This is a genomic window from Anabaena sp. FACHB-83 (assembly GCF_014697485.1).
In the GTDB taxonomy this organism is placed as follows: Bacteria; Cyanobacteriota; Cyanobacteriia; order Cyanobacteriales; family Nostocaceae; genus Nostoc_B.
The window spans coordinates 258,298-273,711 of the sequence record NZ_JACJRY010000004.1; the positions used below are offsets into that span (position 1 = coordinate 258,298).

General features: G+C 40.5%; 9 protein-coding genes, 2 tRNA genes and 1 riboswitch. Of the genes, 9 read left to right on the plus strand and 2 right to left on the minus strand.

All coding sequences use genetic code 11. The annotated features are described in order from the left end of the window. Positions 1-212: 212 nt before the first annotated feature. Positions 213-1,847 carry a citramalate synthase gene (gene cimA / locus H6G79_RS07120; RefSeq protein WP_190588291.1) on the minus strand — a complete coding sequence of 545 codons (1,635 nt, stop codon included), beginning with the start codon at positions 1,845-1,847 and terminating at the stop codon, positions 213-215. A 459-nt stretch (positions 1,848-2,306) separates the two neighbouring features. Between cimA and H6G79_RS07125 the strand changes: the two genes are divergently transcribed. Then, complete coding sequence (locus H6G79_RS07125) at positions 2,307-2,774, plus strand: hypothetical protein (RefSeq protein ID WP_190588290.1); 468 nt, start codon at positions 2,307-2,309, stop codon at positions 2,772-2,774. 206 nt (positions 2,775-2,980) lie between these two features. Beyond that, the gene (gene thiO / locus H6G79_RS07130; protein WP_190588289.1) at positions 2,981-4,957 is read left to right on the plus strand and encodes a glycine oxidase ThiO; all 1,977 of its coding nucleotides are present in this window, start codon (positions 2,981-2,983) and stop codon (positions 4,955-4,957) included. A 422-nt stretch (positions 4,958-5,379) separates the two neighbouring features. Here thiO and H6G79_RS07135 read toward each other — a convergent pair whose 3' ends face one another. Then, positions 5,380-6,324 (minus strand): hypothetical protein, encoded by a 945-nt coding sequence (locus H6G79_RS07135; RefSeq protein WP_190588288.1) that lies wholly within the window; start codon positions 6,322-6,324, stop codon positions 5,380-5,382. Between the two features lie 411 nt (positions 6,325-6,735). Here H6G79_RS07135 and H6G79_RS07140 point away from each other — a divergent pair. The 7 genes from H6G79_RS07140 to H6G79_RS07170 all read left to right on the plus strand — a co-directional run bounded on the left by H6G79_RS07140 (position 6,736) and on the right by H6G79_RS07170 (position 15,399). Then, a tRNA-Tyr gene (locus tag H6G79_RS07140) sits at positions 6,736-6,805 on the plus strand. A 2-nt stretch (positions 6,806-6,807) separates the two neighbouring features. Continuing rightward, positions 6,808-6,882: transfer RNA gene (locus H6G79_RS07145), tRNA-Lys, on the plus strand. Between the two features lie 438 nt (positions 6,883-7,320). Further along, the gene (locus tag H6G79_RS07150; protein ID WP_190588287.1) at positions 7,321-8,373 is read left to right on the plus strand and encodes a reverse transcriptase family protein; all 1,053 of its coding nucleotides are present in this window, start codon (positions 7,321-7,323) and stop codon (positions 8,371-8,373) included. Positions 8,374-9,909: 1,536 nt separating this feature from the next. After that, positions 9,910-13,014 carry a plasmid replication protein, CyRepA1 family gene (locus tag H6G79_RS07155; RefSeq protein ID WP_190588286.1) on the plus strand — a complete coding sequence of 1,035 codons (3,105 nt, stop codon included), beginning with the start codon at positions 9,910-9,912 and terminating at the stop codon, positions 13,012-13,014. A 176-nt stretch (positions 13,015-13,190) separates the two neighbouring features. After that, positions 13,191-13,967 (plus strand): MBL fold metallo-hydrolase, encoded by a 777-nt coding sequence (locus tag H6G79_RS07160; protein WP_190588285.1) that lies wholly within the window; start codon positions 13,191-13,193, stop codon positions 13,965-13,967. Between the two features lie 300 nt (positions 13,968-14,267). Beyond that, positions 14,268-14,699, plus strand: coding sequence for a hypothetical protein (locus H6G79_RS07165; RefSeq protein ID WP_190588284.1), 432 nt, complete (start codon positions 14,268-14,270; stop codon positions 14,697-14,699). A 99-nt stretch (positions 14,700-14,798) separates the two neighbouring features. Beyond that, positions 14,799-14,958: riboswitch (cobalamin riboswitch) on the plus strand. A gap of 21 nt (positions 14,959-14,979) precedes the next feature. Beyond that, positions 14,980-15,399: a DUF1636 domain-containing protein gene (locus H6G79_RS07170; protein ID WP_190588283.1), complete on the plus strand. Its 420-nt coding sequence runs from the start codon at positions 14,980-14,982 to the stop codon at positions 15,397-15,399. The last annotated feature ends 15 nt before the right edge of the window (positions 15,400-15,414 follow it).

Below are 15,414 nucleotides of genomic sequence, written 5' to 3' on the forward strand. Positions count from 1 at the left end.
ATTTAATTTTTCCTCTCGATGTCTTTAGTGTAACGAAACGTAACAAATATTAAAATCAACCAAGAGTTGTGCTTACCGTCCTGAAAGGTGCGGTTTACCAATTTTGGATTCTGCCTCCTGAATTGAAAGAGGGTGTAAGGGTATGGGAGTGTAGGGTAAGGATATCTTTCATCTATGACTGTGAAATTTTTTCATCGGGACTGCCCTAATCTCTAAGCCTTCACTGCGGCTTCGGCTTGGGAATGTAATAACAAACCATATTCCAAACCCTCAACCACTGCTTGATAAGAAGCCGCCAAGATATTTGTCGAAACGCCGATAGTTGTCCAGCGTTGATGACCATTACCTGATTCTACTAAGGCTCTGGTTTTGGCAGCTGTGCCGGCGTGTCCGTCGAGAATCCGCACTTTGTAATCTGTCAATTCAAAGCTGGCGAGTTGGGGATAAAAATTGACTAAAGCTTTGCGTAAGGCACTATCTAATGCTGCAACGGGGCCGTTACCTTCAGCAGCTTCTAAGATATTCTGACCGTTAACAGCGACTTTGACGGTAGCTAAAGCACTGCTGGTTTCTTTCCCTTCTACCAAGTCACAGTGTACTTGAAAGCCTTTGACCTCAAAAAATTCTTGCCGCGCCCCTAACGCTTCATACATTAACAGGGCAAAACTCGCTTCGGCGGCTTCAAATTGATAACCTTGACTTTCTAATTGTTTGAGGCGTTGAAGAATTTGTTTTGCTTCTGGTGTTTGCTTATCTAATTCAATGCCAAAGGTGCGGGCTTTGGCTAAGACATTACTCAGTCCTGCTTGTTCCGAAATGACTATCCGCCGACGGTTCCCGACGGTTTCTGGCTGGATGTGTTCGTAAGTCAGGGGGTTACGTTGCACTGCGGAAACATGGACACCGCCTTTATGGGCAAAAGCCGAACGTCCGACAAATGCCGCGTGTTCATCAGGCGCAAGATTGACTACTTCACTGACAAAACGGCTGGCTTCTGTGACTTGAGTAAGCTGGTGTTCTGTGATACAGCTATAACCCATTTTTAGCTGTAAGTTGGGAATTAAAGAACAAAGGTTGGCATTGCCACAGCGTTCACCATATCCATTTATTGTTCCTTGTACCATTGTTGCCCCCGCCATGACGGCAGCTAGGGCATTAGCTACGGCTAGATCACAATCGTTATGCGTGTGGATGCCGATTTGGGGAGTTGTCATTGTTTTTTGACAAGTGACAGATAACAAATGACTTTTAACAGTTGTCACACTTTCGCTGACTTCATGAGGCAAAGTTCCGCCATTGGTATCACATAAAACTAACCATTCTGCGCCAGATGCGATCGCGGCCTCTAATGTTTGTAAAGCATAATCTCGATTATGTTTGTAACCATCAAACCAATGTTCGGCATCGTAAATCACGCGCCGCCCATGTGAGCGAAAATACTCGATAGTGTCGCGGATCATGGCCAAATTTTCTTCTAAAGTTGTCTTGAGACCTTCGGTAACGTGTAAATCCCAAGATTTGCCAAAAATTGTCACCCACCGAGAACCCGCAGTTAAAATTGCTTGCAACATTGGTTCAGCCGCAGCCACAGTATTGGGGCGACGTGTAGAACAAAATGCCACAATTTCTGCTTGTTTGAGCGGATCTTCTTGGAGTTGCCAGAAAAACTGAACATCCTTGGGGTTAGCGCCAGGCCAACCACCTTCAATGAAGGGAATACCCAGTTGGTCTAATCTTTTAGCAATGCGTAGCTTGTCTTCAATAGACACTGATAGCCCTTCGCATTGAGTGCCATCCCGTAATGTTGTGTCATAAAGCCAAATTTGAGGAGAGGGATTTGTGGTCATAAGACAAGATCATGCGAGACAACTGTAGAGGAAATGTGCCAATATACTACAAAAAGCCGGTTCGTTAATTTAAATATGCCCAAAGTACTAACACAGGGTACGAACAATACGTTGGTCTGGCGCTGTATTCCATACTGGATGCAGTTAAATTAAGGCTTGTATGAAGAATTTGGGTTTTAAGTTACGAAAAGTTTTGCAACAAAATCGTGTTGACCTCTAAAATGGCGGTGCAGAAACAAAAAACAGTCAGTTAGTTAGTAGTGATGGTATGAGTGTGATCGATCAAGTGATGTATTGACTGTGAATTAGCGTCACAAAAGCAGCGATCGCTTCTTTCCCATTCTCCTACAATAGACCTGCATTTAGCCGCTCAGACAGAGGATTTTACGGATTATTGGATCAGGGATATCGAATAAGAAAGGAAATCAAAAGGTTAGGTTACACAAGGAGAAAAACAATATGGGTAGATGGACACCGCTTATTCTCATGGGTGGAGGCTTGGCAATTTTATTAGGTACATTGCTAGGCATTAACTTTCCAATGGGTGGAGGGCAACAAACTGCCAGTAATAATGCTCCCGGCGGCAAAACCTCGCGCGTTCTCCCAGCTAATATTAATGTTAATAGCACTGCCCCCAGCAGAGGTAGCCGTGGCTTAAGCGAAGACAGAGCCAGCACTCCTCAAGAAGATAATGTTCCCACAGAAGCTAGAGGCAGCAGAAGCGTTAGACAAGAAAATTTAAACACCAACACAACTGAGCGCCGCACCAGCGTTGCTCAAAATACAACTCCCAGCGAATCATTTTCAACTCCTGACAATACATCAGAACCAACTACGAGAGAAGTACAATCAACCGAAAGTCAGTCAACTGATACAACCACCAGTGAGAATGAGTCTACTAGAGAGCCAATTCGGGCTTTGTGGTAGGAAGAGACAAGGGAGACAAGGGAGACAAGGGAGACGAGGAAGAAATCTTTCTACCTTGTCTACCCCCTCTACCTTGTCTACTCCCTTTCAGCACTCAGCACTCAAAACTCAGCACTCAAAACTAGTCATTGGTTACAAGTTATTAGTTATAAGTTATGTAGTTGTGTACTAATGATCAATGGCTAATAACCAATGACTAATGACTAATGACTAGCGATGTTTTAATTATTGGTGGCGGTGTTATTGGCTTGGCGATCGCCGTCGAACTTAAATTGCGCGGGACAAATGTCACCGTGCTTTGTCGTGATTTCCAGGCTGCTGCTACTTATGCTGCTGCTGGCATGTTAGCACCAGATGCAGAAATTATCCAAGATGAGATGATGGGGAAGTTGTGCAGGCGATCGCGTGCCTTATACCCAGAATGGACAAGTAAACTTGAAGATTTAACAGGGATTAATCCTGGTTACTGGGCTTGTGGCATTCTTGCGCCTGTTTATCAACCACCAAAGTCTGCTGCGGCTGGTGATTCACCTGCTTATTGGTTAGATCAAACCGCCATTCATCAATATCAGCCAGGGTTGAGTAATGATGTCATCGGTGGCTGGTGGTATCCTGAAGATGCTCAAGTTGATAATCGAGCATTAGCCCAAGCACTCAGAACTGCGGCTCAATCCCTCGGCATTGAAATCAAAGATAACATCACAGTTGCAGGATTAATCCAACAGCAAGGACAAGTCATCGGCGTACAAACCAACCAAGGCGTAATTCGTGCCGGTCACTATGTTTTAGCGGCTGGTGCTTGGTCTAGTGAATTGTTACCTTTGCCTGTAACTCCCCGCAAAGGGCAAATGTTGAGTATCCGCTTACCCGACTTTGTGCCGGAATTGCCTTTGCGACGGGTGTTATTTGGCGAAAATATTTACATCGTACCCCGGCGCGATCGCTCGATTATTTTGGGTGCGACTAGCGAAGATGTGGGTTTTGCCCCGAATAACACCCCCGCAGGTATCCAATCTTTACTTCAGCAAGCGATTCGCCTCTATCCCCAATTACAAGATTATTCCATTCAAGAATTTTGGTGGGGTTTTCGTCCGGCTACCCCAGATGAATTACCAATTCTCGGTACTAGCCACTGTGCAAACTTGACTTTGGCTACAGGTCATTATCGTAACGGCATTTTACTAGCGCCTGTGACAGCAGCCTTAATTGCTGATTTAATCTGTGAACAAAAATCAGATTCTTTATTGTCACATTTCCATTATTCTCGGTTTCATACCCAGCCATCTACCGCTCCTATGCTCACTCACTCTGCCAATTTTACCAACGGCGATCGCCCCTCCCCCCTCCCAAATTCCAAATTACTGAATGCAGTCGAAGTCAACTCACCGCTTCCCGACTCCCCCCTTGTAATTGCAGGTAAAACCTTCCAATCTCGCTTGATGACAGGAACCGGTAAATATCGCTCCATTGCAGAAATGCAGCAAAGTATTGTTGCTAGTGGTTGTGAAATTGTCACCGTCGCAGTCCGGCGAGTTCAAACCAAAACCCCAGGACATGAAGGGTTAGCAGAAGCACTGGATTGGTCAAAAATTTGGATGTTACCAAATACGGCTGGTTGTCAAACTGCCGAAGAAGCAATTCGTGTTGCCCGTTTGGGTCGAGAAATGGCAAAATTGCTAGGGCAGGAAGATAATAATTTTGTGAAATTAGAAGTTATACCCGATGCCAAATATTTACTTCCTGACCCGATTGGGACACTGCAAGCGGCTGAACAACTTGTAAAAGAAGGGTTTGCGGTATTGCCGTATATCAATGCTGACCCAATGTTAGCCAAACGCTTAGAAGATGTTGGCTGTGCAACAGTCATGCCTTTAGCATCACCCATCGGTTCGGGACAAGGATTAAAAACCACCGCCAATATCCAAATCATTATTGAAAACGCTAAAGTGCCGGTTGTGGTAGATGCAGGTATTGGTTCACCTTCCGAAGCTTCTCAAGCAATGGAATTAGGCGCAGATGCCTTATTAATTAATAGTGCGATCGCTCTAGCCCAAAATGCCCCAGCAATGGCTTACGCAATGAATTTAGCAACCGTCGCTGGTCGTTTAGCATACCTCGCCGGTCGAATGCCCATCAAATCTTATGCTAGTGCTAGTTCACCTGTGACGGGAACTATTAATTAATTCAGATCCCCGACTTTTTAGACGACACAGACTGTATCTTCTAAGAGGATGTTTGAAAAGTATTGGGCGAATAGAATTCGCTACTACACAAGCAAAGTCCACACTTCGACCCTTCTCCTGCCGGAGACGCTACGCGAACGACAAGCTCAGGGCATCGCAAGCTCAGTGACCGCCTACGTGGACTAACACAAAATCAAGGTTTTCAAACCCACCTACGTGGGTTTCGTCTGTGTAGCCGCGATTTCCAATCGCCCGGTGAGTAATAATTTAGACTTTCCAAACATCCTCTAATACCAATTTGAAAAATGATTGCGACAAATGGGTTACTGAAAAGCTCACCAGTAAGCAATTTCCCAATCCAAAATCCAAAATCTAAAATCCAAAATGGTATAAGAAGTCGGGGATCTGTTTGTTCAGTAAACTTATGTCGATTCTGGTAACTGAATGCTCTTTTGTCGAGTACCATACAGTTCTATGAATCGTTTAAACAATAACATTGTTTCATGCTTAGAAGCAGAATTTATATTAAACAAACGCTCGATATTTGTGTCCGCTAAAGCCTGTAAATATGGTAAATCTTCAAAAAGTGTCAAACAAGTGGCGCAGTGTAAAACAAATTGCAATATCGGCTTCGGCCAATCTAAATCACTATAAATATCGATAAATAATTGATGTTCTTTTTCATTTATAGGGAAAGCGTGAAAGAGGACAACGATTCTTTTATCGTTATATGCAGGAATGCTCAGTTCAATAGTATAGGGAGTATGTAAAATTAAATCTACTTCTACTATTGGTTGCCGCCAAAATCTTAACAGATTCATATTTGGTTGCAACATGGTATTAAATTTCAGCACTCCCCCGATATGAGTTGTTTGGAATTGACTGATACTCAAAACCTTTAAACTATTCAGGCTGAATTTATGAACGGTTTCTAAGTGTTTTAAGTTCAGTAGGTGATAGATTTGGCAATAGTAAGGAAAAGGTAAAATATAATCTTGGCTAATCATGTGTCGCTTCTTCAACCTAAGCTTCAGGGCTTGGCTGCGACTGAGATATTCTGCATATTCATTCGGCTCTACATCATTGCTGGTTAAACTTTCCTCTGGTTTTAAATAAATCCAACTCACAAAAAAGAGGCAAGTCATCAATAGTTGCAATATCTCTATTGGTGATAAATTTCCATCTGACAACATCGCAAAACTTCTGTCTGTGATGGCAAATAACCATGATGGAATACCTATCATCCAAACACAACTTTTGATTTGATCTAATGCTAGAGCTATTTCTACTTTTGTTGATGCTTGATTAGAATTATCTGTATCAGTATCATGATTTTTATTTCTGGGTTTCAAGCAATTAACAGACATAGTATTTTAATGAAGATATTGTTAGTAGATGAATATTTTCAACTACTTGTATCCTAATGATTGAAAATACAGACGTACTCTATCATTAGCTGTAAATATCCGTTAAATATGCCTAAATTCAATTAAAAATAATGTCTGGAGCTAATTAATTTGATAGAGATGAGTACAATTGCCTGTTATTAGTCAGTTAGCTTGTTTTTTCTATTCTAACTACAGTTTTATTGATGCTGCGATCGCCCAAACATAAAAAATAAATTAAATGGCAATTTACGTAAGATAATTTTTTGTGCTACATTGAGTTACAAGGTAATAATACATCTGCTCAACTATGGTTCGGGTTCTGTATACCCGACTGGTGCGCCAACCTCTGGATTGAGCGTATACCGTAGAGCAATGGCTTGTTACTCCATTGATTGATTAGCTCAGTGGTAGAGCATCCGAGGTACTCGGCTAGTCGTAGGTTCGATTCCTACATCAAACACCCGAAAGTTAGCTCACTGGTAGAGCAATCGACTCTTAATCGATGTGTTGCAGGTTCAATTCCTGTACTTTCTCCCACCTTGTCTAGGTTAAAAGACAAATTTGCGGAATAGAGCAGTTGGTTAGCTCGTTGGGGCCTGTCCCCAAAGATCAGTGGTTCAAATCCACTTTCTGCCACCAAAACCCTGTCCGGGTTAAAAGACACTATCCTGTCACGATAGCTAATTGAATTTGAGTAAAAACTCTGCATTGTATGTTGACTACTAATATTACCTAGTGATGTTGGTAGTCACAGTTAAGGAGCCTGTGCAAATGTTTTCGCCTTAACTTGAGTATGTCCTTCGTTTACCTCCAGTTTTCTGGAATGGGCAAACTGAACGATATATTTGAGAGTTGCTGTCTTTTTTGAGATTATCTTTGGGTAGTTTCAAGAAAGTAGTAACAATCTTAATCCAGTTTTGGAGATACATTTGCCCGCAACTAAACTGTAAAAACCTACATTTGCAGAGTTTTAAAATGAGTTTTCAAAAGCATACTCAAAACAATATTGAACAGTTAAAAAAATATAATTTAGGTGTCTATGATAATGCCGAGCAGATTGCATCGGCTATGGAAATTAGTATTGATAAACTGCGGTTTCTTACCTTTACTTCTAAAACTTCTCAGATTTCACATTATATTTACTTTAAAACTGCCAAAAAACTTGCAGGCGATCGCATTATTTCCGCACCATTGCCTGATTTAAAACGCTCTCAATACTGGATTTTGCAGAATATCTTACAAAAAATTGCCATTCATGACGCTGCACATGGTTTTTGCGGCGATCGCTCCATTATTACTAATGCTAATCCCCATGTTGGTGCAGAAATAATTATTAATATCGACTTGCAAGATTTTTTCTCAGCTATTACATATCAGCGTGTTAAAGGACTATTTCAATCGTTCGGTTATACTTCATCTGTAGCTACAATTTTTGGTTTATTATGTACCGCGCCTGTAGTGGAAGAACGCAACTTAGATAATAAAACAGACTTTGTGGAACTTAAGCAACGTCATCTTCCCCAAGGTTCTCCAGCCAGCCCTGCAATTACCAATATTATTTGTCGTAATTTAGATCAGCGTTTGTGTGCGATCGCAGAAAAATTTGGGTTTAGATACACTCGCTATGTTGATGATTTAACATTTTCTGCATCAGGTGAAAATCTTAAACATACCAAAAATATCATCAAGCAAATTCAGTCAATTATCTCTGACGAAGGATTTGCCATCAATCCCGACAAAACCCGCATTTTACGAAACTCTCAACAGCAAGAAGTTACAGGTATTATCGTTAATCAAAAAATTAATGTCCCTCGGAAAAAGTTAAAAAGTTTCCGTGCAACTTTACATCAAATAGAAAATGAAGGCTTAGAAGGTAAGCATTGGGGTAACTCATCCAACCTCATCGCCTCTATCACCGGATTTGCCAACTTTGTCGCAATGGTTAACCCCGAAAAAGGCGTAGAGTTTCAAAAACAAATTCAGCGTATTCAAGAAAAATATGGACAGAATAATACCATTTCACTCTAAACATGATACAGATAGGCAAGCAGCGCCTCGACTCCGCTCGGCGACCGGAAACAAAGGTGTAGAGGAAGTGATTTGTATCAGTAATTTCGTGAATTGGTATAAGTAGGTGGAAACAATAATTGAGCATTGAGCGAAGTCGAAATGCTCAATGCTCAATCAGCTGAAGAGAAGAAAGCTGTAGCGCAGTGTGGATACTTCGACTGCGCTCAGTATCCACACCCGGTAATTTCAAGTTAGGTTTAATTGAGTGCTTCGACCTAATCCTCAATAATTGACAAAAATCTCCCCCTTGTCCCCCTTATCTCCCTTGTCTCTTTTATTCATCCAAACCAGACTGCCACATTATCTTGAGTTACATTAATGAGTGATTAGGAATACATTGTGCCAAGCTCTAGTGTGGGTTCTGTATGCCCAACTGGTACGCCAACCATTGGATTGAACGTATACCGCCGCGCGATATGTAACTAGTCAACAGAAAGTTTACTCCTTTGTGAGCGATCGGTGTATCGCCGATTGATAACAGATAAATTCTGTACTTTCTTCCATCACACTCCGCCTCACGGCACCTTGTTAGGGACAAGGCTATTTCTATTCCGAAAATCGGGAAAAAACAAAGACAGAAAAATCTGCTTTGTTTGGTAAACTCTGCGATGTTGGGGTTCTGCTAACGTTGATTATTCGTAGTCTTCGTTAGTGACAGTAAAGAAGCCAGTGCAATTGTTTTCTCCTTAATTTTGAGTATGTCCCTTCGTTAGTCACATCTAGTTTTCTGGAACTGACAAACTGAACGGCATATTTGAGCGTTGCTGTCTTGCTTGAGATGATCTTTGGGTAGTTTCAAAAAAGTAGTGACAATCTTAATCCAGTTTTAGAGATACATTTGCCCGCAACTAAACTGTAAACACCTACATTTGCAGAGTTTTAAAATGAGTTGTCAAAATCATACTCAAGACAATATTGAACAGTTAAAAAAATCTAATTTATTTGATTCGGACTTACGCAAAAAAACGAAAAAATAAGGTTTTCGTAAAGGGTGCAGGGGTATGAGGGTATAAGTATTCAAAACCCTTTCACTCCATACCATTTCACCCCCACACCCAATCCCCACAGATAATTGTGGTGCGTAAGTCCTGTTGATGATTAGTACAGGTCAGCAGAAATAAAGCACCTATGATCAATTGCCGAACAGCCCACCATCAGGGTTTCTTCATTTCAGACTTCAGTTTTATTTGTACTAGTTGGTGTGGTTTTCTACACCTTGACACAGCAAGCATCTTCCTATACATATGCAAGCCGTTACCTGAAACTTGCGGATTAACACTGATAAATAAAATTTAATGCAGACAAATTATTACAATACAAGCTTATTAGTAGAGCGATCCCGCCAAGAAAAATAGATTACCTACCGATTAACCCTTGTATTTCTAACAACGAGGTATAAAAAATCATCAAAAAAACTTGGTAGTTGCCGATCAAAAAAATCGGGGTAGGCATGATAAGGTTTAAATCCTATTGTTTCTTTTCGCGCTTCTCATCATGTATCTACACTATCTAGAACCCAAACACCTTGAAGAATTAGTCAAGGGCAGTAGTATAGATTTACACCTAGCGCAACTCAATTTTAAGTCTCTCCAAGGTGCGATCGCCTACGAATATCTGTTAATCTCCGAACTACTCCCGCGCACAAACACAGGTATGCTAAAAAGCGGCTGGTTGCAGCGTTACAGTCATATCACGGCTGGCGGTTGGTGGTGTGGGGGACTTGATCCGCTAAATAATTGGCAACCAATGGAGTGGGGATGCTTTAAGCCAAATCAACCCCGCATCAAGGATAATGGCAAACCAATCAAATACGAACACCCCCCTAGCACACCCACCAGGGTATTTTGTCTGCGGGTGACGCAGGAAATTTGGCAAGAAACTGCACAGCGTTATAATCTCGACTTACCTGAGAATATCAGCGTTGATGTTAACGGCGAAGCGGTGGGTTTTTGGGAATGGGTGATGGAACAGAACATCCCCGTGATTATCTGCGAAGGTGCAAAAAAGGCGGCTGCACTGTTATCACAAGGCTATGCTGCGATCGCAGTTCCGGGAATTACTAGCGGTTATCGAGTCGTCAAAGATGGATTTGGTAAAGTCACCCGTCGTCAACTCATTCCTGATTTAGCGTTGTTTGCGACTGCAAAACGCCACATATATATATGTTTTGATTTTGAAACTCAACCTAAGACTATAGCAGCAGTGAATAATGCGATCGCTCAACTTGGCTGCTTATTCCAAGAAAAAAATTGCTTAGTTAAAGTTATCGAATTACCAGGGCCAGAAAAAGGTGTTGATGAACTCATCGTTGCTAAAAATAGTAGCGCCTTCGATAAAGTTTATCGCCAAAGTGTTGATTTAGAAATCTACCTCGCCCACACCAAACCACATACAGAATTAACTATTCCGGCTGCACTCACCATCAACCGTCCCTATTTAGGTGAAATAGCCTTTCCCAACTCAGGTTTAGTCGGCGTGAAATCCGCCAAAGGCACAGGTAAAACTACAGCTTTACAAAATATTGTCCAACAATCTAAAACCAAAAACCAGCCCATCTTATTAATTACCCACAGAATCCAACTCGGAAAATTTTTATGTGACAAAATTGGGATTCAATGGGGTTTAAACAATAATAATAATTTATTCTCATACTTTGACAGTCCAACTACCGCTTCTTTGGGTTTATGTATTGACTCCATTTGGAAAATAAATGTCGATCAATGGCAAGGTGGCATAGTTATCTTAGATGAAGTTGAGCAATTATTATGGCATTTATTAAATAGTGATACTTGTAAGAATAAACGTGTCAAAATCTTAAAAAATTTCCAAAAGTTAATCGCCACAGTTTTACAAACTGGCGGTTTAGTCATTGCCCAAGATGCTGATTTATCAGATGTATCTTTAGAATATTTGCAAGGTTTATCAGGCATTAAAATCACACCTTGGTTACTTGTCAACCAATGGCAACCTGCACGCGGTTGGGATATCACCTTTTATGATTCACCCAACCCCACACCTTTAATTCATCAACTAGAATTGGATTTACTTGCAGGACGTAAATGCTACGTCACTACCGATAGTCGTTCTGGACGCTATAGCTGCGAAACTATTGAAAATTATCTCAAAGAACGGTTGGAAAAATTACGCTATCAATTTCCTAAAAGCTTAGTAATTAGTAGTCGAACTACAAATACACCTGACCATCCAGCAGTTGAATTTGTTGGTAATATTAATCAAAAGATTGGTGAATACGACACGATTTTTGTGACTCCCAGTCTAGGAACTGGTATTAGTATTGATGTGCAACATTTTGATAGAGTTTATGGCATATTCCAAGGTGTAATTCCCGATGCCGAAGCCAGACAAGCTTTAGCCAGAGTTAGAGATAATGTCCCTCGGATTGTTTGGTGTGCTAAACGAGGAATTGGTTTAATTGGTAGCGGTAGTACCAACTATCGTTTATTATCTGATTGGTATCAAGCCAATCAACAAGAAAATTTAGCTTTACTGAGTCCACTGCATAAAATAGATGTAGATTTGCCTTTAGTATATGACCCAATTCATTTACGAACTTGGGCAAAATTATCTGCAAGAGTTAATGCTTCTATCCGTCTTTATCGTCAGTCTATGCAAGATGGATTAAGCACTGACGGACATCAAATTTGGCTGCGGAGTAATGCAGTTCACAATAATATTATCCGAGATTTACGGTTAGCCTTTTTAGCAACTGACTCTAGTGATTTAGCAACACGCAAGCGATTAATTTTAGAAATTGTCAAAGTCCAAAGAGATTGGACAGATAAGCGGCAAAAGGCGAAAGATATTAAACGGCAAATGAAAGACATCAAGCTCAAAAATCAATTAGCTACTGCCAAAATTATTGCCGACGCTCCAGATATAAATTATGTAGAATATCAACAGTTATCATCTAAAAATTCTCTCACAGATTTAGAGCGTCATCAAATACATAAATATGCGCTCAAACAAAAGTATGGTGTCGAGGTTACACCAGAACTCAAATTAAAAGATGACCAAGGTTATTACTCCCAATTATTAATTCACTATTATTTAACCCACGAAAGTGATTATTTTCATGTTAGAGACCAACATGAATGGCAACAGCAATTACTGTTAGGTGAAGGTAAAGTTTTCTTGCCAGATATCAAGACTTACACTGTCAAAGTTGAAGCGATGAAAGCTTTAGGAATGCTAGAGTTTATCGACCCAGCTAGAACTTTTATTGAAAATGACCCTGATTTACTTTGGTTGCAAGATGTTGTTTATCAGCACAGTCAACATATCAAACGGGTTTTAAGCATTAACTTAGTTAGGGAAGAAGCCGTTACTTCTCAAATCAAAATACTCAGCAAGTTACTCAAGCTATTGGGATTAAAGTTAAAAACTGTTAATGAAGGTTATCAAATAGACCCAGTAACTTTTTATGATGGCAGAGATAAAATATTTACCGCTTGGTACAAACGAGATGAGTTGATGTTAGCTAATTTTAAAGGTGTACAATTGGAAATCAAGGATTTTTCTAATTGGAAGTTTGAGCCTGTTAAGCAGCAGTCTGTATTAGCTGGTTTATCCACCAGATGAATTACATTCTTTTGAATTGATAATTACTACAGGAATTTTATTTTTACTTGATCAATAACCTCTAAGGAGTCAAGCATACTGAGGAGTTTCATCAGTCTTTAGCTTTGACTAAGGACTGATATGCAATAACCAAAACCATCCGTAATAATAAAAGCAGGTGTTACTTCGGTTTGGTTATGTACTTAACTTGGTTAGACAACAATAGTTGGTTAATTGAAATGAGTGGTCAACGGATACTAGTTGACCCTTGGCTGGTTGGTGAATTAAGTTTTGGCTTAGATTGGCTGTTTAAAGGTTCTCTCACACAAGAACGCTTAATTTCAGAGCAGATTGATTTAATATTGTTGTCTCAAGGTTTGCCAGACCATGCACATGTGCCGACATTAAAGCAACTTGACCATAAAATTCCGGTTGTGGCTTCGCCGAATGCAACCAAAGTGGTTCAAGATTTGGGTTACACTTGTGTCACTTGTCTGGGGCATGGTGAAACTTTTACTTTTAATGATCAACTAGAAATTCGGGCTTTACCTGGTTCCCCTATTGGCCCGACTTTGATCGAAAACAGTTATTTGTTAAAAGAATTAGCTACTGATTTCACACTTTACTATGAGCCGCATGGCTATCACTCGCCACAGTTAAAACAATTTGCACCAGTGGATGTGCTAATTACGCCAACGGTTGATTTGACATTACCGTTAGTCGGCGCAATTATTCGTGGAACAAATAGTGCTTTGGAAGTAGCTAAATGGCTGCAACCACAATTTATCCTACCTACAGCAGCAAAGGCAGATACAACCTATGAAGGGTTGATGGTGAATTTTTTAAAGGCTGTGGGGACTGCTGAAGATTTGCGGACTTCTTTCCAGAACAACAATCTTACCACCCAGGTGTTAGAACCTAAACCCGGCGATCGCTTGGAATTAAACTTACAAAATCGCGTCTTAACTTGTTAGCTTTAGTGTAAGCGATCGCGTAAAATATAAATAGAGCGATCGCTAATTTTCTCCAACCAGTCTAAAAACATTTCACAGAAAGACGCTTATCTAATCTGTAAACTTGCTAAATTTTTATCCGTCTTTTCTGGAATCAGACTACTGTGACTGTAGTTACTCTTTACAAGTATCCACTCCCTTAACCAAGCCATAATTCAACCATTCAGGTGAATTCAGCAAAACAAGTCTTAAGTTATAGAACAAATATTAATACTAGTTAATTTTTATCCCAACTATTACACAGAACCGAGGTATAAGCTTATGAAAATCTCAACGATCACAACTTCTTTTCTTACCATCGCTTCTTTAATTTTGTCTGTTGGAATTTCATCTGCTCAAGCGAATGGTGAAAAAATCTCACACAATGGTAATGTTGCTAATACTACAACACATGGGCGAGTAATCACCACATCTGTTAACTCTTATATGTCGCCCAGTAATGTTGCTAATTCTCATGTTATGCAACCACTGAATCTAGTTTACCTTGCTTATCAAGGTAATTTAGTATCACAGGGTATTCCCGGTGGTAAGACTTTGATATTTCAACACCAGAGCGGTAATGTTAAGGCAGAAGATGTGGTAAAAGCTGCCGTTAAAGCCAAAAAAATCCCCAATCAGTTTTTATACAATCCCAGCTATCTCAGCGAGGTTAATGTACAATTAGCGTACCTAGAAAAAACTTTTGCTAATTAAATTTGCATAGCCAAGATAAAGTAAATTCCACAAGCTTTGAAGAAAGAGAGACTAGGAGTTAAAGGCTAGTATTTTTACTAAGCACTTTCAACTCAGTTTATGATAGTTAGAATATTCGGTTTTGGTGGGGGTCAGCCACCAAAGGAAAGGGGGAAAGTTCGGTGAAAATCCGGCACTGTCCCGCAACTGTGAAGGAAAGTTAGAAGCTTTACAAGCCACTTTCCCAGTCAGAATGCCCGCCGAATTATAAAATTAAGTCCATCACATCTGCGAGGTACGGATGACTGCTGCCCATACTACTATTACAAGTGATTCTGAGACGATTTCTGCCCATACTCATACTTTATTTGTTTGCCAGACCTGTGCCAGTGTTTGGCAAGATGGTAAGCGTGTAGGTGAAAGTGGTGGTCAAAAACTCCTGCACCAAATTCAGCAATTGGCGCAAGATTGGGATTTGCGCGAGGAATTTCCGATTCAAGCGGTTGAATGTATGAGTGCTTGTAACCGTTCTTGTGTTGTTGCTTTTGCCGCTAAAGGTAAGTTAACTTATCTGTTTGGTGATTTAGATGTTGATAGCAGTGCGGCGGCTGTTTTGGAATGTGCTAGTCAATACTACGCTAAAACTAACGGTGTATTGCCTTGGTCAGAACGACCAGAACCATTGAAACGAGGTATATTAGCGAAAATTCCACCGTTGTAAGTAAAGTGCTGAGTA

Excerpts from the sequence above, each read along its gene's own strand:
- H6G79_RS07170 (WP_190588283.1), top strand. The coding sequence starts at position 14,980 with ATGACTGCTGCCCATACTACTATTACAAGTGATTCTGAGACGATTTCT.
- thiO (WP_190588289.1), top strand. The coding sequence starts at position 2,981 with ATGACTAGCGATGTTTTAATTATTGGTGGCGGTGTTATTGGCTTGGCG.
- H6G79_RS07165 (WP_190588284.1), top strand. The coding sequence starts at position 14,268 with ATGAAAATCTCAACGATCACAACTTCTTTTCTTACCATCGCTTCTTTA.
- H6G79_RS07150 (WP_190588287.1), top strand. The coding sequence starts at position 7,321 with ATGAGTTTTCAAAAGCATACTCAAAACAATATTGAACAGTTAAAAAAA.
- H6G79_RS07160 (WP_190588285.1), top strand. The coding sequence starts at position 13,191 with ATGTACTTAACTTGGTTAGACAACAATAGTTGGTTAATTGAAATGAGT.
- H6G79_RS07155 (WP_190588286.1), top strand. The coding sequence starts at position 9,910 with ATGTATCTACACTATCTAGAACCCAAACACCTTGAAGAATTAGTCAAG.
- H6G79_RS07135 (WP_190588288.1), bottom strand. The coding sequence starts at position 6,324 with ATGTCTGTTAATTGCTTGAAACCCAGAAATAAAAATCATGATACTGAT.
- H6G79_RS07125 (WP_190588290.1), top strand. The coding sequence starts at position 2,307 with ATGGGTAGATGGACACCGCTTATTCTCATGGGTGGAGGCTTGGCAATT.
- cimA (WP_190588291.1), bottom strand. The coding sequence starts at position 1,847 with ATGACCACAAATCCCTCTCCTCAAATTTGGCTTTATGACACAACATTA.